Origin of the sequence: Halosegnis longus (assembly GCF_009663395.1) — an archaeon.
GTDB lineage: Archaea > Halobacteriota > Halobacteria > Halobacteriales > Haloarculaceae > Halosegnis > Halosegnis longus.
In genome coordinates, this window is record NZ_QKNW01000001.1 from 123893 (window position 1) to 139426 (window position 15534).

Genomic DNA, 15534 nt, shown 5'->3' on the forward strand with positions numbered 1-15534 from the left:
AAGGCAACTACTATGTCGAGGCGGTCCTGACACACAGACGCATGAGTCAATCGTACGACCGAGGCCTCGTTGAGGACTTCGGTCGGTGGACGGAGTTCTCCGCCGGGATGTGGGCGTGGATCTTCCACAAGTTCACCGGCTGGGTCCTTGTCGGCTATCTGTTCACCCACATCGCTGTCCTCTCGACGGCGATGCAGGGGTCACAAGCCTACAATAGCACGATTCAGGGCCTCGAAGGACTGCTCCTCGTCCGATTCCTCGAAGTCGGCCTGCTGGCGGTCGCCGTGTTCCACATTCTCAACGGCATCCGCCTGCTGCTGGTCGACCTCGGGCTCGGACTGGAGTCACAGGACCGCACCTTCTACGCGTCGCTCGTCGTCACGGGCGTCATCGTAGTCGCGAGTATTCCGACGTTCCTGATGGGGAAACTGGCATGAGTGAACGCTACTCTTCGTTCGAACCGAAAGGCACGCGCTGGCTGCTGCAGCGTCTCACGGCGGCGTTTCTCGTCATCGTGTTGGCGTTCCACTTCATGCAGCTGCACTTCGTGAACCACGCCGCAGACGTGACGTTCGCCGGCACGAGCGCCCGGATGAGCCAGCCCGGCTACTTCGCCGCGATGGTCGGCTTTGGCCTGACGGCGACGTTCCACGGCGTCAACGGCGTCTACAACGGACTCGTCAATCAGGGACTCGACGGCACCGGCAAGCGGGTCGTGAAGTACGGCCTCATCGTCGCCGGACTGCTGCTTTCCGCACAGATTCTCCGACTGGCGTTCGTTATGGCAGGAGGGAGTATCTCATGAGCACAGGAATCACCGAAACCGAAGACGACGGTACAGAGACGCAGACGCAGGCCGTGGGGGCCGCGCGCGCTGCCGGTGAGACGTACACCGAGATGGACAGCCAGGAGATCGAGGCGGCAAACGAGGAAGCGCGACGGCGCACCCGCGAACTCGTCGAGGAGGCGGACCGCACGGTCAAGCTGAAGGTGTTCCGCTTCGACCCCGAGGTTCCCGAGAAGGAGGAGCCACGGTTCGACACGTTCACCGTTCCGTTCTCGAAGGGGATGACGGTGCTCGACGCGCTCATGTGGGCGCGCGACCAGTACGACTCCTCGCTCACGTTCCGCCACTCCTGTCGACAGGCGGTGTGTGGCTCGGACGCGCTGTTCGTCAACGGGCGACAGCGCCTCGGCTGTAAGACGCAGGTCGCAGACCTCGCCGACAGCGGCATCCCGAAGAAGGTCCGCATCGAGCCGCTCCCGCACGCCGAGGTCGTCAAGGACCTCGTCGTCGACATGGAGCACTTCTACGACCAGATGGAGTCCGTCGAGCCGTACTTCCAGGGGGAAGACACCCCTGACGGACTCGAAGAGCAGTACCAGTCGCGTGAGAACCGCGAGAAGGTGAAGATGTCCACGCGCTGTATCTGGTGTGGCGCGTGTATGTCCTCGTGTAACATCGCGGCGGGCAACAACGATTATCTCGGCCCGGCGGCCATCAACAAGGCCTACCGGTTCGCGATGGACGACCGCGAGGGCGAGGACCTCACCGAGCACCGACTCAACATCATCGAACAGGAGCACGGCGTCTGGCGGTGTCAGACCCAGTTCTCCTGTACTGAGGTGTGTCCGAAGGATATCCCCCTGACGGAACACATCCAGGAACTGAAGCGTGAAGCGGTCAAGAAGAACCTGAAGTTCTGGTAACCGCGTCACTCCTAAACGTATCCAACACCAACCAACAATAACCACAGACCAATGCACGAACACGACGTAATCGTGGTCGGTGGCGGCGGAGCCGGACTCCGTGCTGCCATCGCTGCCCACGAAGAAGGCGCGGATGTCGCCATCGTGACGAAGCTCCACCCGGTTCGCTCGCACACCGGTGCGGCGGAGGGTGGAATCAACGCGGCGCTTCGCGACGGCGACGACCCGAAGGACCACGCGTACGACACGATGAAGGGGTCGGATTACCTCGGCGACGCCCCGGCGATTGAGACGCTGTGTGAGATGAGCCCCGAAGAGACCATCCAGCTCGAACACTGGGGAATGCCGTTCTCGCGAGAGGACGACGGGCGCGTCTCACAGCGACCGTTCGGCGGCCTGTCGTTCCCGCGGACGACGTACGCGGGCGCGGAAACCGGCCACCACCTGCTCCACACGATGTACGAGCAGGTCGTCAAGCGAGGGATTACCGTGTACGACGAGTTCTACGTCACCGAACTCGCGACCACCGACCACCCGGATCCCGAGGAACGGGAGTGTCACGGCTGTATCGCCTACGACATCAAGAGCGGCGACCTCGTCGGCTTCGAGGCGTCGGGCGGCGTCATCCTCGCCACCGGCGGCGACGGACAGGCGTTCGACCACACGACCAACGCGGTCGCCAACACCGGCGACGGACTGGCGATGGCCTACCGCGCGGGCGTTCCGGTCGAGGACCCCGAGTTCGTCCAGTTCCACCCGACCACCCTCCCGAGCACGGGCGTGCTCATCTCCGAGGGTGTCCGCGGTGAGGGCGGCATCCTCTACAACGGCGACGGCGAGCGGTTCATGTTCGAACACGGCTACGCCAACAACGACGGCGAACTCGCCTCTCGCGACGTCGTGTCGCGCGCCGAACTCACCGAGGTGAACGAGGGCCGCGGCATCGAAGACGAGTACGTCTATCTCGACATGCGCCACCTCGGCGAGGAGCGCGTCGTCGACCGCCTCGAAAACATTCTGCACCTCGCAGAAGACTTCGAGGGCGTCGACGGGCTGGACGAGCCGATGCCGGTCAAGCCCGGCCAGCACTACCACATGGGCGGCATCGAGACGAACGAGAACGGCCACACCTGCATCGACGGGCTGTACGCCGCCGGCGAGTGCGCCTGTGTCTCGGTCCACGGCTCGAACCGACTGGGCGGCAACGCGCTGCCGGAGCTCATCGTGTTCGGTGCACGTGCGGGCTACCACGCCGCGGGGCGCGACCTCGGTGAAGCGCGTATTCCGACCGGCCCGAGCGCTCGTACCGAAGACGAGACGGGTCTCGACACCCCCGTCTCTCCGGGCGCAATCGACCAGCCGGACCCCGATGCCGTCGCCGACGGCGGCGCGATGACCGCCGACCCGGCCGCGACGGTCGAACGCACGCTCGACGGCGAGCGAGCCCGCGTTGAGGAGATGATGGAGCGAGACGGCATCAACCACGCCGAGATTCGCTCCGACCTGCAGGACGCGATGACGCAGAACGTCAACGTGTTCCGCGAGAAGGAGGGCATCCAGGACGCGCTGGAGACGATTCGCGACTGCCGCGAACGCTACCAGAACGTCGCGGTCGCCGACCCCTCGCGCACGTTCAACACGGACCTGCTCCACACCATCGAGACGCGCAACCTCATCGACGTGGCCGAGACCATCGCGCTCGGCGCGCTCGCACGCGAGGAGTTCCGCGGTGCCCACTGGCGCGCGGAGCATCAGGCGCGCGACGACGAGGACTGGCTCAAACACACCATGATTGCGTGGAACGACGGCGAGCCCGACCTCTACTACACCGACGTGCTGCTCGAAGGCGAGGAGAAGACGTACGAGCCGAAGATTCGCTCCTACTGACGCACTTTTTTGCTGTTCGGGTGCGCTTCGCGCACCACTCACAGCAAAAACCTGCACTAAAAATACGCAGCCGGCGCTCACGCCGTTCGCGCCGGTGAACCGCTCGCACGGCGAGCGGATGCTTATGTGTGAAGCCGCGGCCAACGAGCGCATGCGCTGGTAATCCGTCGGTCACGGGACGAGACGGGAGTGCGACGCACCGTGGCCGGCGTCGAGTCGCCTGTTCGCCAAGCAGTACACCTAACGACGTGGCCGGCCAGCCACCGGTATGCACGCTGTCATCCTCGCCGCCGGAGAGGGGACGCGGATGCGTCCGCTCACCGAGTCGATACCGAAGCCGATGTTGCCGGTCGCCGACCGGCCGCTCGTCGCCCACACCGCCGACGCTGCCGTGGCTGCGGGCGCAGACCGACTCGTGTTCGTCGTCGGCTACGAGGCCGACCGCGTTCGCGACCACTTCGGCGAGTCGTATCGAGGGGTTCCGGTCGCGTACGCCACGCAGGACGAACAGTTGGGGACGGCACACGCGGCCGCCGCGGCCCGCGAGTATCTCGACGACGACTTCGTGGTCCTGAACGGCGACGACCTCTACGACGAGGACGCGCTAACTGCGCTGTTCGAGCAGTGTCCCGCCGTCGGAGCCTACACGGTCGAGGACCCGCGGCCCTACGGCGTCTTCTCGATCGACGACGGTGTGGTGACGGATATCGTCGAGAAACCCGCGGACCCGCCCAGCAGCCGCGTCAACGTCGGCGCGTACCACTTTCCGGCCGAGGCCGCCGACTGGCTCACCGAGGTCGACCGCTCCGACCGCGGCGAGTACGAGATTACCGACGTGCTCGCGCGCGTCATCGACGCCGCCGAGGTGTCGGCCGTTCCGGTACGCCGGTGGCTCGGCGTCGGGCGCCCGTGGGAGCTGCTGGAAGCCAACGAGTGGAAGCTCGCGGAACTGGACCGACACGTCGACGGCGAGGTTCACGAGCGGGCAGAGCTACGCGGCTCTGTCGTGGTCGAAGCCGGTGCGACAGTCGACGCTGGCGTCGTCGTCGAGGGACCGGCGCTGATTCGGTCGGGAGCCGATGTTGGCCCGAACGCGTACGTCCGCGGTGCGACACACATCGGGCAAAACGCCCACGTCGGCAACGGCGTCGAGCTGAAAAACACCGTCGTGATGCGGGAGACGAACGTGCCGCATCTCTCTTACGTCGGCGACAGCGTCCTCGGCGAGCGAGTCAACCTCGGCGCTGGAACGCAGGTGGCGAACCTCCGCCACGACGGCGAACCCGTCGAAACCACGGTGAAAGGTGAGCGCGTCTCGACGGGTCGCCGGAAGTTCGGCGTCGTCGCCGGACCGGACGCGAAGACGGCCATCAACACCTCACTGAACGCCGGCGTCGTCCTCTCGGCCGGCGCGACGACCACGCCCGGCGAGTCGGTTCTGCGGGACCGGTAGGGACACCTATTATCTAGGGGGCCGTTGTGCCGGTGTGTCACTGAGCAAACCCGACCTGAGCGGACAGACGGCGTTCATCACAGGAACGACCCGCGGCATCGGCAAGCAGTTCGCGCTCGCGCTCGCGGAGTGTGGCTGTAACATCGTCTCGACCGGCAAAACGACCGACGACACCGACGACCAGCGGCTCGAAGGGACAATCGAACAGACTGCCCGCGAGGTTCGCGACATCGGCCCGGGGGCGCTCGCAATCGAGTTGAACGTCCGCGAGGAGGAGAACGTCGAGCGCGCGGTCGAGAAGGCGATCGACGAGTTCGGCCAGATTGACATCGTCATCAACAACGCCAGCGCCATCCAGGCCGTCTCGACGGTCGACCTGCCGGCCAACCGATTCGACCTGCTGACTGACGTGAACGTCCGGGGAACGCAGCTCGTCTCGCGAGCGTTCGCGGACCACCTACGCGGACAGGAGTCGTCGTGGCTGTTCGCGAACGCGCCGCCGGTCACCGTCGACCGTGCGCCGGGGTCCGGCCCGTATGCGTGGTCGAAGCTCGGGATGTCGTTTCTCACCCTGTCGCTGGCGGACGAGCTCGCCGGCGACGACGTTGCGTGCAACACCATCTGGCCGGTCACGGCAATCGACACGCGCGCGACCCGCTACTTCGAGATGGGCACCGAAGACGACTGGCGGACGCCCGAAGTCATGTCCGACGCGCTCCTCGAGATTCTTTCCCGTGACCCGGCGACGTGTACGGGCAACAGCTTCTACGACGAGGAGGTGTTGCGAGAGGCTGGCGTGACGGATTTCTCGGAGTACAACCTCACCGAGGGCGACCCGGCACCGACCTCCGCACACATGTTCGACCCGAGCTACGAACGCCCGTAGGAATCGCCGCCGTGGGTACGGCTAAGTGTGCGTGGCAGTAGATATCGACAATGAAGGACCCGACCTCCGATCTGGGCGAGGATATCTCGCCGGACGAGGCCCCCGCCTGTGAGTGGTGTGGCGACTCACTCGCGAACGCACCCAACCGTCGCACCCGGACGTGGGTCGAAGACGGAGAAGTACAGCGGCTACAGTTTTGCGACGACGCGTGTCTCCGGTCGTTGCGCGACTCACAGGAGTGACTCGCCCAACACGATGACAGAGAGGTTGTTGGCGAAGACGACCAGCCCGGCGAGGAGGAGAAGGCCGACGAACGCTTCGATGCCGTAGGCGAACGCCCGCTGGTATCGCTCGTCGGTGGCTTCGAGCAGGAGAATCATCGCTCGGAAGCTCACGACCACGGCGACCAACACGACGAGGTGAACGGCCACGATGGTGGCGAACCGACGGGTCAACAGCCACCGCATTAGCGGATTCGTCTCGGCTTGAGCGCCGTAGAGCGTCGCTGCACCGGCCGTCGTGAGCAGGTCGACGGGGATGAGCAGGAACAACACGACGGCGACCCAGCTCCAGTAGTCGTCGGTCCACTCGTCGAGGTGGTCGCGCTCCATGTCGGAAAGACGGTCGCAGAAGGGATAGGTTCGGGTGCTTCGAGCGCGGCGGTCAGTGGCTCGCGCCGCCGTGGTCGCCGTCGCCGTCGTTGACCTCCGACAGGATGTCGGTGACGTAGTGGACGCTGGCGACGGCAAAGAGGATCAACACGAGGACGACAATCGCGATCGATGCGAGGACGACGGTTTGGCTCATATCCGTACGTTCGTCCGGTGTCGGACAAGAAAGTATCTATGCATCGTCGTTGTGTCGGTGCCACGAGGACGTGGGCCGCCTGAAGCCAAGGGGGGGATTTGAACCCCCGAACTCCCGATTACAAATCGGGTGCGTGCACCACCCACGCTCCCTTGGCACATCTGCTCTTCCGTTGTCGACCCTTGTATCGGTTTCGCGTTACGGTCGCCGTTCCATCTCGACTCGATGAGGCTCGAAACCGTGGTCGCGGTAGAACGACCGCGCGCGCTCGTTCGCCGCCAACACGTCGAGCGCGATTCGGTCTGCACCGCCCTCGCGGAGCGCGTCGACCGCAGCCTCCAACAGCGCCGTGCCGATTCCGTTACCGCGGTGTGGCGCTGTGACGTACAGGTTCTCGATGATTCCCCTGTCGTACTCCTGCTCGAAGACGCCTTGCTCCGGATAGAACGTGGCGAAGCCGACCGGTTCGTCGTCGACGCGCGCAATCCGGACCCCGCCGACCACGAGCCGCTGTGAAAGCGACTCGCGAATCTGGTTTTCGTTCGCCGTGACGCACAGGTGCGAGCCGTGTGCTCGCTGGTCGCGCGCGAGGTCGAGCCACAACTCGACGAGTGCGTCGAGCGCACTCGCGGTCGGCGTAGTGAGTTCCATCAGTCGTCGAGAACCTCGACCGCGGGGAGGGTCCCGCCGGTCAGCATCCGCAGCGCGGCCCCCCCGCCCGTCGAGACGTGTGTGAAGCCGTCGAGGCCGAGCGAGCGGAGCGCGGCAGCAGTGTCGCCGCCCCCGACGATACTGTGGTCGGCGCGGATCGCTGCCTCGTACAGCTCTCGGGTCCCGAAGGCGAACAGGTCGTCCTCGAAGACGCCGGCGGGTCCGTTCAGGATGACGGTACCGGCGTCTTCGAGGATGTCGGCGTACGCCGAGACCGTCCGGGCACCGATATCCATCGCCGGCTCTGTGGCCGGCAGCGACTCGGTGTCGATTTCGACGCGCTCACCGTCGCGCTCGACGGCCACGTCGCGCGGGAGATACAACCGGTGGCCGAACTCGTCTAGGAGTTCGCCGGCCTGCTTGACCGCCTCGGGCGAGCGGTCGTTGACGATTTCGGCGGAGGCGGCACCGAGCGTGACGCCGTTCGCGAGCAGGAAGGCGTTGCCGACGATGCCCGCGGTGAGAACGGCGTCGGCGAGCCCGCGTTCGAGGACCGACCGCGCTACGTCGATGGAGTCTGCGACCTTCGCGCCCCCGAGAACGTAGACGCGCGGCTCCGGCGATTCGTCGATACCGCCGAGCACGTCGAGCTCCGTCTCCATCACGCGCCCGGCGTAGGACGGGAGTCGCTGCGGGAAGCCGACGAGCGACGGCTGTGACCGGTGTGCAGCGGCGAAGGCGTCGTTGACGTACGCGTCGAGCACCGGCGCGAGCTTCCCGACGAGGTGGGTGTCGGCCGCCTCGCTCGGCTCCCACTCCATGTACTCCTCGCTGTAGAAACGGGTGTTCTCCAACACGAGAATCGTACCGTCATCGAGAGCTCGGACGCGCGAGCGCGCGTTCGCGGAGAAGGTAGAATCACAGTACTCGACGGGCGCGTCGAGCAGTTCGTCGAGCCGCTCGGCGTGCGGTTCGAGAGTTTCGAACTCGTCGCCCCCGGGTCGTCCCTGGTGGGCGAGGACGACGGTCCGAGCGTCGGCGGCGGCGAGTTCGGTGAGCGTCTCGATGTGTGCCCGCAGACGGGCGTCATCGGCGAGCGTCGCCGCCTCCGTGAGCGGACTGTTGATGTCCACTCGAACCCCGACAGCCGCGCCGGCTGCGTCGAGCGAATCGAGCGTCCGTACCATACCCGAGGTTCCCGCCGGTCCGGTCAAAGGTGTTTCCTTTAGCAGTCTGTGTCGGGCGTTCTGTGGAACGATAACCCTTTATACGATGCACGTCGGACGAATGAGCATGATTCACACACATGGGAGCTAGTGCAGCAACCGCACGCAGTCGGGAACTTCTGGCCCGCCTCGCCCTCGTCCTCACGGTCGGTGGCGCCGCGGTGTTACTGCTCGATCTGCTCGCACAGCTCGCGCGGGTGGATCTCTGGATACTAGGCGGTGAGCTGGCATTCTCACAGCTCGTGACGTATCTCTGGACGGGGCTTATCCTCGGATTGATTATCGGACTCGCCGGGGTCGGGCTCTCCTTGACGTACAGCATTCTCAACTTCGCCAACTTCGCGCACGGCGATTATCTGACGCTGGGTGCCTTCTCCGGCTGGTCGGTCGCGTACGTCATCGCCGGGCTCGGCACCATCGACCTCGCGAGTCTCATCCTCGTGGACGCACCGTCGAGTAACGTGGGCGCGAGCGTGACCAGCACGCCCGTTGCCGTCATCTTCGGACTGCTCGCCGCAATCATCGTGACAATCGTGCTCGGGCTGGGGCTCGATAGAGTGGTGTACAAGCCGATGCGCAACTCCGAGGGCATCTCGCTGCTCATCGCCAGCATCGGTGTCGCGTTCATCCTCCGATACCTCGCGGCGCTCATCTTCGGAACGGGTCGCCGTGGCGTCACGGCCGCAGGCGAGGTTCCGAGCATGACCCTGCTCGGCGTCAGCGTCAACGCTCACCAACTGACAATCGTCGTCGTGGCCATCGTCGCGATGTTGGCCATCCATCTCCTCTTACAGCGGACGAAAATCGGGAAGGCGATGCGAGCGATGGCCGACAACCGCGACCTCGCACGGATTACCGGAATTCCGACCGAGCGCATGATTACCGCGACGTGGGTGCTCGGCAGCGGGCTCGCGGGGGCATCGGGGTACATGCTCGTGCTCACGCGCGGGACCCTCGGCTTCAACGACGGGTATCTGCTCTTGTTGCTCATCTTCGCTGCGGTCATCCTCGGCGGAATCGGGTCCGTCTACGGGGCCATCGTCGGTGGCCTGCTCATCGGTATCACGAGCCGTGTCGCACTCGTCTGGGTGCCCGGTGAGTTCGGTCGCCCGGTCGCGTTCGGGCTGATGATTCTGCTCCTGTTGTTCCGACCGTCCGGCCTGTTCGGGGGGGTGGAGACAGCATGAGCACCGACACAGAGGGCCGCTCGCGGCTCGTGACGGATTCGGGATACATCGCGGGAGCGATGTTGCTGTTGTACGTCGTCTTCCTCATCCTGGGGACACTGCAGGGATACCCGCTTGAGGGTATCATCTCCAGTCTCCAGCGCGTGACCTTCCTCGTCGCGGTGTACGGACTCGCCGTGCTCGCGTTGAACCTCCACTGGGGATACGCTGGGCTGTTCAACATCGGCGTTGCCGGCTTCATGGCCGTCGGTGTGTACACCAGCATCATGCTGACCGCGCCGGTGGGTGCGAGTCCGCCGGGACTCGGTCTGCCGCTTCCGATTGGTATCATCGGCGGGATGCTCGCGGCCGCATTCGTCGGACTCATCGCCGGATTGCCGGCGCTGCGGCTTCGTTCCGATTATCTCGCCATCATGACGGTCGCAGTGAGCGAGATTATCCGATTTACCTACAACTCCAACACGTTCAGCCAGTACACCGGCGGTGCAAGCGGCTTCGGCTCGATTCCGCCGAGCCCGATTCGAGAGCTGCTCTTACAGGACGCCTCGTCGATCATCTCGGAGCCGACCGCGCTCGGTGCAGCCGTCTTCGGATTCATGGAGTTCCCGGGCATCGAGCAGCTCGAAATCGGGCGAGCGCTCACGATAAACATCTTCTCGACGCTGCTCATCGTGCTCGTCTTGATCGTCGTCTATCTGTTCCTCGTGCGGGCGGTGAACTCACCGTACGGGCGCGTCCTCAAGTCGATTCGCGAAGACGAGGTCGCGGCCCAGTCGCTCGGGAAGAACACGAGCCGCTTCAAGCTGAAGACGTTCATGCTCGGGTGTGCCCTGATGGGACTTGCCGGCATCATGTGGTTCGGCGCAGTCGGGCAGAGCTCCGTCTACCCGAACGCCTTCCGCCCGGAGATTACGTTCTACATCTTCATCGCGCTCATCATCGGCGGGGCCGGCTCGAACACCGGGAGCATCCTCGGTGGTGCGCTGTTTGCCGGCTTGCTGTTCGAGGCTCCGCCGCGGGTCGCGACCATCCTCACCGACGCGCTCGGCGTCTCGAACACGCCAGACACGATTATCGCCGCGTTGGCACCGATAGCGAGCGGGCAACTCACCCCGATGCTCGGCTTCCTGCTCGACAACATGAGTCAACTCCGATTCATCTTCGTGGGCGTACTGCTCATCTACCTGATACAGCGGCGACCGGACGGGCTGTTGGGCCACCGCTCGGAGATTGCGGCGGCCACGGACCTCTCGGTCCGCCCGTCACAGTCACAGGGAGGTGAGACCGATGAGTGACGAACCCGGACCGGCGACGACGAACATCCCGGACGACGTGGAGACGCCCGACGAACTCGACCCGGAGAGCCACGACTCGGCGGTCGAGGAGGCGGCAAAGCGAACCCCGCGGGGAATCCCGCTGCGCGTCGACGGGCTTCGCAAGGAGTTCGGCGGTATCACCGCCGTCGACGGGGCCAGCTTCCAGGTCGAAGCCGGCTCGCTGACGGGCCTCATCGGCCCGAACGGGGCCGGCAAGTCGACGACGTTCAACTGCATCACTGGCGTCCACAGGCCGACGGCCGGGCAGGTCCAGTTCAACGGCGAGAACATCACCGGGCTGGAGCCACACGAGGTCGCAAACCGCGGGCTCGTTCGCACGTTCCAGATTGCCCGTGAACTCGAGGAGATGACCGTCCTCGAGAACATGATGCTCGCGCCGAAACACCAGCGCGGCGAGTCGATTGTCCGGTCGGTGACGCCGGGGCTTCGGCGCGACGTGATCAGTCAGGAAGAGGAACTCCGCGAGGAGGTCTGGGAGATGTTGGAGTTCTTCGAGTTAGACCACCTCGCCGAGACGGAAGCCGGAACGCTCTCCGGTGGCCAACGGAAGCTGCTGGAGATGGCGCGCGCGCTGATGACCGACCCCGAGATGGTGTTGCTCGACGAGCCACTCGCGGGGGTGAATCCGACGTTAGAGGAGAAGCTCCTCGAACGGATTCACGAGCTACGGGAGGACGGGTACACCTTCCTCTTCGTCGAGCACGATATGGATATCATCATGGAACACTGTGAACACATCATCGTCATGCACCAAGGGAAGGTGTTGGCCGAGGGTGACGCCGACGACATCCGCAACAACGAAGCTGTCGTCGAGGCGTACCTCGGGGAGGATATCTCGTGAGCGACTTCAAGACGAGCGACGAGGGATTGTTGCAGGTGTCGGCGCTGGACGCCGGCTACGGCGACCTCCAGATTCTCACCGGCGTGGACATGAACGTCGACGACGGCGAGTACGTCACCATTGTCGGCCCGAACGGGGCCGGCAAGTCGACGGTGATGAAGTCGGTGTTCGGCCTCACGACGTACATGGACGGCACCATCGAGTTCCGCGGCGACGAGATCCAGGGAAGCAACCCCGAGGACATCATCCACCTCGGACTCAGCTACGTCCCACAGAACGGGAACATCTTCGAGTCGCTCAGCGTGCGGGAGAACCTGGAGATGGGTGCGTACATCCTCGACTCGGTGCCCGAAGACCAGATTCAGGCGGTGTACGACCGCTTCCCCATCCTCGAAGAGCGGAGCGAACAGGAGGCCGGCACGATGTCCGGCGGTCAACGCCAGATGCTCGCGATGGGTCGGGCGCTGATGCTCGACCCCGACCTGCTCATGTTGGACGAGCCGTCGGCCGGGCTCGCGCCCGACCTCGTTGAGGAGATGTTCGACCGCATCGACCGTATCAACGAGGCCGGTACCTCGGTGTTGATGGTCGAGCAGAACGCCAAGGAGGCGCTGCGCCGCTGTGACCGCGGCTACGTGCTGGTCAACGGCGAAAATAGATACATGGATTCAGGTGAAGCCCTGCTCGGAGACGAGCAGGTCAGACAGGATTTCCTCGGCGGCTGAGGATTAGCTGTACTGAATCTCGTCGATGGTGCGGATACCGCCGCCTTCTTCGAAGCCGAAGTACTGGTAGGTCGCCGCCTGCAGGTCGCCGTTCTCGTCGAAGTCGACGGCGCTGGAGGCACCGACGTACTGAATCTCGGTTCCCTCTGCGGCCATCGCGAGCCCCTCGCCGAGGTTGCTCGGCATCACTTCCTCGCCGCCGGGGTTGGCGACGTTCTGCATCTCCTGGGCGATCGCCGCACCGTCGTTCTCACCGGCGGCCGCGTTGGCGAGCAGACAGACTGCGGTCGCGTCGAACGCCTGCGAGGTGAACACGCCCGGCTCGCTGTCGTACTCGTTTTGATACTGTTCGGCGAAGTAGTCACGACCCGGTCCGGCGGCGAGGGGAGCCGTGCCCTTCACGTTCTCCATCGCGTTGCCGACCTCCGAGGGGAGCGCCGAGTCCTGGAGGCCGTCCGTGACGAGAATCGGGAGCGAGCCGTCGTAGTTGGAGTAGTAGTCGCGGAACAGCTGAATCCCCGATTCGGGGTAGCCGATGACGATGAGGATATCCGGGTCGTCGGCGAGCGCGTCCGAGAGTCGCGCGGCGTAGGAGCTCTGTGACTGCTCGAAGGCGACCGTCGTCTGGACGGTGCCGCCGTCGCTCTCGAATGCCGACGAGAAGCTCTCGGACAGCAGCTGTCCGTAGGAGTTGTTGACGTACAGCGTCGCGGCCGTACTCGCGTTTTCACGCTCCATCGCGACCTGCGAGAGCACCTCACCCTGAAGCGCGTCCGTCGGCGGGGTGCGGTAAACGAGACCGTTGTCTTCGAGGTCCGTAATCGCGGGGGAGGTGGACGCCGGCGAGCAGCCGACGATGCCGTTCGGGATGAGGACGTTCTCGTACACGGCGATGGAAACCTCGGAGGAGGCGGCTCCCGTAATCGCCGGGTACCCCTGATTGTTCAGGTTGTTCGCAGCCGAGACCCCGGCATTGGGGTTCGTCTGGGTGTCGCCGACGGTGTAGTCGAGTTCGAAGGGGTTGTCCTCGTCGTCCTCGAGCAGGGCGAACGGGAGAATCGCACCGTCGCGAATCGCGGTGCCGAGGCTGGCGAGGTCGCCGGTCTCGGGCATCAGGACGCCCTGTCGGAGCGTGCGGTCGGTGGAACCGCCGCCACCGCCGCCACCACCACCGCCGCTGCTGTTGTCGCCACCGTCGCCGCCATCTCCGTTGTCGCCGCCACTGGAACAGCCGGCGAGTCCGGCCATCCCGGCGACGCCGAGACCGCGAAGCACAGTTCGTCGATTGAGTCGTTCTGACATACCACGCGTGGGTAACGTGGGAGGGGTAATAAACGTGCGCACCGGTGCGACCGTTGCGGGTTACCGGAACTCGACGGTCGTCTCCTCGTGGCGACAGGTTTCGAGCGCGTGTTTCGCGTCCATGCCGGCCGCCTGCGCGGTTCGTGCTCGACCGACACCGACCTTCAGTTCGACGCCGACGTCCTCGCGGACGTGGTCGATAGCCGACTGGTAGGCGTCGCCGTCCATCGCCGGACAGACCGCGATGATGTTGTCGCCCCCGACGAAGAAGGAGAGCCCGTCGTGTTCCTCGCGCATGTGCTTCATCAGGCTCGCGTACCCCTGCTCGATCTGGATGAAGGAGTCGTACTCGTTGAGCTGGTCGGTGTACTTGCCCGTGGCGTCGTTCACGTCGAAGTGCGCAATCTGTACGTCCTCGTCGGTGCGGTCGGCCTCGGCGAGCGGGTCACCACGGAGCACCTCGGTCCGGGCGGCGTCCTGTGCGGAGCCGGCCTCCTGGAGGTGTTCGGTGGCCGTTCCGAGCGCTCTCGTGGGGTTGGCGTCCGTCTCGACGCCCAGCGAGATGGTGACGGGGTAGCGGTTGCTGACCGACTCCTGAATCAGGGCGTGGTCGTCGGCGTCCAGCCCGTTCGTCACGGCGATCATGTTGTCGAAGCGGGTGAAGAAGACGTACCCCTCGCGGTTGCCGAACAGCTGTGAGAGATCGGCGTACAGCCGGGACTGGAGCGTCTGGAGGTCCACCTCGCGGCGCGGCTCCGGCGTCACCGTCCACGGTCCGTAGTTGTCGATTTGGATGAGCGTAATCTGCGTGTTCGTCACACCGGCGGTTCGCGGGCGGCGAGTAACTGTGTTTCCATCTCTCCCGCCGGCGGCGAACGCGAGATGATATCGACGCCGACGAGCGCCTCCAGCGAGTAGAGCCCGCCGAAGAAGTAGCCGAACACGATGACGGCCGGAATCGCCACGACGACGACTGCACGCGGGGTCGAGATATTGTGGACGGTCGCCATCCCGACGACGAGCAGTCCACAGCCCCACAGCGCGAGGCCGACACGCCACGCGGCCACGACCTCGGCAACAAGGGGTGTTCCCGCGAGCATCGGTGGCACCCCGACGCCGGCGAGTGCCATCGGCGCGGTCGCGTACGCGAGCACCTGCACGGTCTTGCTCACCCCGCCGCGGTCGCGCACGAGCGCGATGGTCAACACGACCTGCAGTGCGGCGACGAGGTGGAGACCGACCGGGCCGATGATGAACGTCGCGAGGAGCAATCCCACGAGGACGGACGCCGCCTCGCTCGCGAAGAACCCGGGGCGAGCGGAAGGAAGCGTGGCGAACCGCGTCGCCGTGTAACAGAAGGAGACGACGATGACGAAGCTGAGTCCCGGCGACTGGTCGCCCGGCGAGATGCCGTTGTGGAAGAAGCGCCGCGGTCGCGTGAGCAGTTCCAGCCACGCCCGCACCAGCCCGCGCGGTCCGCGCTCGCGGCCCCCTTCGGGATTCTCGACCCACGTAGTCACAC

Annotated in this window: 18 protein-coding genes and 1 tRNA gene; 11 read left to right on the plus strand and 8 right to left on the minus strand. The window is 65.2% G+C overall.

Annotated features, from left to right (window positions below):
- Positions 1 to 41: 41 nt before the first annotated feature.
- From sdhC to DM818_RS00610, 7 genes are all read left to right on the plus strand, one after another.
- Complete coding sequence (gene sdhC, locus DM818_RS00580) at positions 42 to 437, plus strand: succinate dehydrogenase, cytochrome b556 subunit (RefSeq protein ID WP_075936179.1); 396 nt, start codon at positions 42 to 44, stop codon at positions 435 to 437.
- Positions 434 to 805: a succinate dehydrogenase hydrophobic membrane anchor subunit gene (locus DM818_RS00585; RefSeq protein ID WP_075936178.1), complete on the plus strand. Its 372-nt coding sequence runs from the start codon at positions 434 to 436 to the stop codon at positions 803 to 805. The genes sdhC and DM818_RS00585 overlap by 4 nt, the downstream gene beginning before the upstream one ends.
- Positions 802 to 1710, plus strand: coding sequence for a succinate dehydrogenase/fumarate reductase iron-sulfur subunit (locus DM818_RS00590; RefSeq protein ID WP_075936177.1), 909 nt, complete (start codon positions 802 to 804; stop codon positions 1708 to 1710). The genes DM818_RS00585 and DM818_RS00590 overlap by 4 nt, the downstream gene beginning before the upstream one ends.
- 51 nt (positions 1711 to 1761) lie before the next feature.
- A complete protein-coding gene (locus tag DM818_RS00595) occupies positions 1762 to 3597 on the plus strand; it encodes an FAD-binding protein (protein WP_075936176.1) in 1836 nt (611 codons plus the stop codon).
- 268 nt (positions 3598 to 3865) lie between these two features.
- Entirely contained in the window at positions 3866 to 5050 is a 1185-nt protein-coding gene (gene glmU / locus DM818_RS00600) for a bifunctional sugar-1-phosphate nucleotidylyltransferase/acetyltransferase (RefSeq protein ID WP_075936175.1), read from the plus strand.
- 34 nt (positions 5051 to 5084) lie between these two features.
- Entirely contained in the window at positions 5085 to 5936 is an 852-nt protein-coding gene (locus tag DM818_RS00605; RefSeq protein ID WP_075936174.1) for an SDR family oxidoreductase, read from the plus strand.
- Positions 5937 to 5986: 50 nt separating this feature from the next.
- On the plus strand, positions 5987 to 6178 hold the full coding sequence (locus tag DM818_RS00610; protein ID WP_075936173.1) for a DUF7576 family protein: 192 nt from the start codon (positions 5987 to 5989) through the stop codon (positions 6176 to 6178).
- Here the strand turns inward: DM818_RS00610 and DM818_RS00615 are convergent.
- The 5 genes from DM818_RS00615 to DM818_RS00635 all read right to left on the minus strand — a co-directional run bounded on the left by DM818_RS00615 (position 6167) and on the right by DM818_RS00635 (position 8581).
- Positions 6167 to 6547, minus strand: coding sequence for a hypothetical protein (locus tag DM818_RS00615; protein WP_153952205.1), 381 nt, complete (start codon positions 6545 to 6547; stop codon positions 6167 to 6169). The two genes, DM818_RS00610 and DM818_RS00615, sit on opposite strands and share 12 nt — an antisense overlap.
- Positions 6548 to 6599: 52 nt before the next feature.
- On the minus strand, positions 6600 to 6743 hold the full coding sequence (locus tag DM818_RS00620; RefSeq protein WP_153952206.1) for a hypothetical protein: 144 nt from the start codon (positions 6741 to 6743) through the stop codon (positions 6600 to 6602).
- Between the two features lie 83 nt (positions 6744 to 6826).
- Positions 6827 to 6900, minus strand: a tRNA-Thr gene (locus DM818_RS00625).
- Between the two features lie 41 nt (positions 6901 to 6941).
- Positions 6942 to 7394: a GNAT family N-acetyltransferase gene (locus tag DM818_RS00630; protein ID WP_075936171.1), complete on the minus strand. Its 453-nt coding sequence runs from the start codon at positions 7392 to 7394 to the stop codon at positions 6942 to 6944.
- Positions 7394 to 8581, minus strand: a complete 1188-nt coding sequence (locus tag DM818_RS00635) for a phosphoglycerate kinase (protein ID WP_075936170.1) — start codon at positions 8579 to 8581, stop codon at positions 7394 to 7396. The genes DM818_RS00630 and DM818_RS00635 overlap by 1 nt, the downstream gene beginning before the upstream one ends.
- Positions 8582 to 8700: 119 nt before the next feature.
- On the opposite strand from DM818_RS00635, the gene DM818_RS00640 reads away from it, so the two are divergent.
- Genes DM818_RS00640 through DM818_RS00655 form a run of 4 tightly spaced genes read left to right on the plus strand, consistent with a single transcriptional unit; the run spans position 8701 to position 12710 of the window.
- Positions 8701 to 9807, plus strand: coding sequence for a branched-chain amino acid ABC transporter permease (locus tag DM818_RS00640; protein WP_075936169.1), 1107 nt, complete (start codon positions 8701 to 8703; stop codon positions 9805 to 9807).
- On the plus strand, positions 9804 to 11102 hold the full coding sequence (locus tag DM818_RS00645; protein WP_075936168.1) for a branched-chain amino acid ABC transporter permease: 1299 nt from the start codon (positions 9804 to 9806) through the stop codon (positions 11100 to 11102). Before DM818_RS00640 ends, DM818_RS00645 begins: the two co-directional genes overlap by 4 nt.
- Positions 11095 to 11985, plus strand: a complete 891-nt coding sequence (locus DM818_RS00650) for an ABC transporter ATP-binding protein (RefSeq protein WP_079988828.1) — start codon at positions 11095 to 11097, stop codon at positions 11983 to 11985. Before DM818_RS00645 ends, DM818_RS00650 begins: the two co-directional genes overlap by 8 nt.
- Entirely contained in the window at positions 11982 to 12710 is a 729-nt protein-coding gene (locus DM818_RS00655; protein ID WP_075936167.1) for an ABC transporter ATP-binding protein, read from the plus strand. The genes DM818_RS00650 and DM818_RS00655 overlap by 4 nt, the downstream gene beginning before the upstream one ends.
- Positions 12711 to 12713: 3 nt before the next feature.
- Here DM818_RS00655 and DM818_RS00660 read toward each other — a convergent pair whose 3' ends face one another.
- From DM818_RS00660 to DM818_RS00670, 3 genes are read right to left on the minus strand one after another with little or no spacing between them, the layout of a single operon-like run.
- Positions 12714 to 14012, minus strand: a complete 1299-nt coding sequence (locus tag DM818_RS00660) for an ABC transporter substrate-binding protein (protein ID WP_123124013.1) — start codon at positions 14010 to 14012, stop codon at positions 12714 to 12716.
- A gap of 60 nt (positions 14013 to 14072) precedes the next feature.
- Positions 14073 to 14831, minus strand: coding sequence for a GTP cyclohydrolase III (locus DM818_RS00665; RefSeq protein ID WP_123124012.1), 759 nt, complete (start codon positions 14829 to 14831; stop codon positions 14073 to 14075).
- Positions 14828 to 15532: a YIP1 family protein gene (locus DM818_RS00670; RefSeq protein WP_075936164.1), complete on the minus strand. Its 705-nt coding sequence runs from the start codon at positions 15530 to 15532 to the stop codon at positions 14828 to 14830. Before DM818_RS00670 ends, DM818_RS00665 begins: the two co-directional genes overlap by 4 nt.
- Between the last annotated feature and the right edge of the window lie 2 nt (positions 15533 to 15534).

Coding starts and splice junctions, on each gene's coding strand:
- sdhC (WP_075936179.1), top strand. CDS start 42: ATGAGTCAATCGTACGACCGAGGCCTCGTTGAGGACTTCGGTCGGTGG.
- DM818_RS00585 (WP_075936178.1), top strand. CDS start 434: ATGAGTGAACGCTACTCTTCGTTCGAACCGAAAGGCACGCGCTGGCTG.
- DM818_RS00590 (WP_075936177.1), top strand. CDS start 802: ATGAGCACAGGAATCACCGAAACCGAAGACGACGGTACAGAGACGCAG.
- DM818_RS00595 (WP_075936176.1), top strand. CDS start 1,762: ATGCACGAACACGACGTAATCGTGGTCGGTGGCGGCGGAGCCGGACTC.
- glmU (WP_075936175.1), top strand. CDS start 3,866: ATGCACGCTGTCATCCTCGCCGCCGGAGAGGGGACGCGGATGCGTCCG.
- DM818_RS00610 (WP_075936173.1), top strand. CDS start 5,987: ATGAAGGACCCGACCTCCGATCTGGGCGAGGATATCTCGCCGGACGAG.
- DM818_RS00615 (WP_153952205.1), bottom strand. CDS start 6,547: ATGGAGCGCGACCACCTCGACGAGTGGACCGACGACTACTGGAGCTGG.
- DM818_RS00620 (WP_153952206.1), bottom strand. CDS start 6,743: ATGAGCCAAACCGTCGTCCTCGCATCGATCGCGATTGTCGTCCTCGTG.
- DM818_RS00630 (WP_075936171.1), bottom strand. CDS start 7,394: ATGGAACTCACTACGCCGACCGCGAGTGCGCTCGACGCACTCGTCGAG.
- DM818_RS00635 (WP_075936170.1), bottom strand. CDS start 8,581: ATGGTACGGACGCTCGATTCGCTCGACGCAGCCGGCGCGGCTGTCGGG.
- DM818_RS00640 (WP_075936169.1), top strand. CDS start 8,701: ATGGGAGCTAGTGCAGCAACCGCACGCAGTCGGGAACTTCTGGCCCGC.
- DM818_RS00645 (WP_075936168.1), top strand. CDS start 9,804: ATGAGCACCGACACAGAGGGCCGCTCGCGGCTCGTGACGGATTCGGGA.
- DM818_RS00650 (WP_079988828.1), top strand. CDS start 11,095: ATGAGTGACGAACCCGGACCGGCGACGACGAACATCCCGGACGACGTG.
- DM818_RS00660 (WP_123124013.1), bottom strand. CDS start 14,012: ATGTCAGAACGACTCAATCGACGAACTGTGCTTCGCGGTCTCGGCGTC.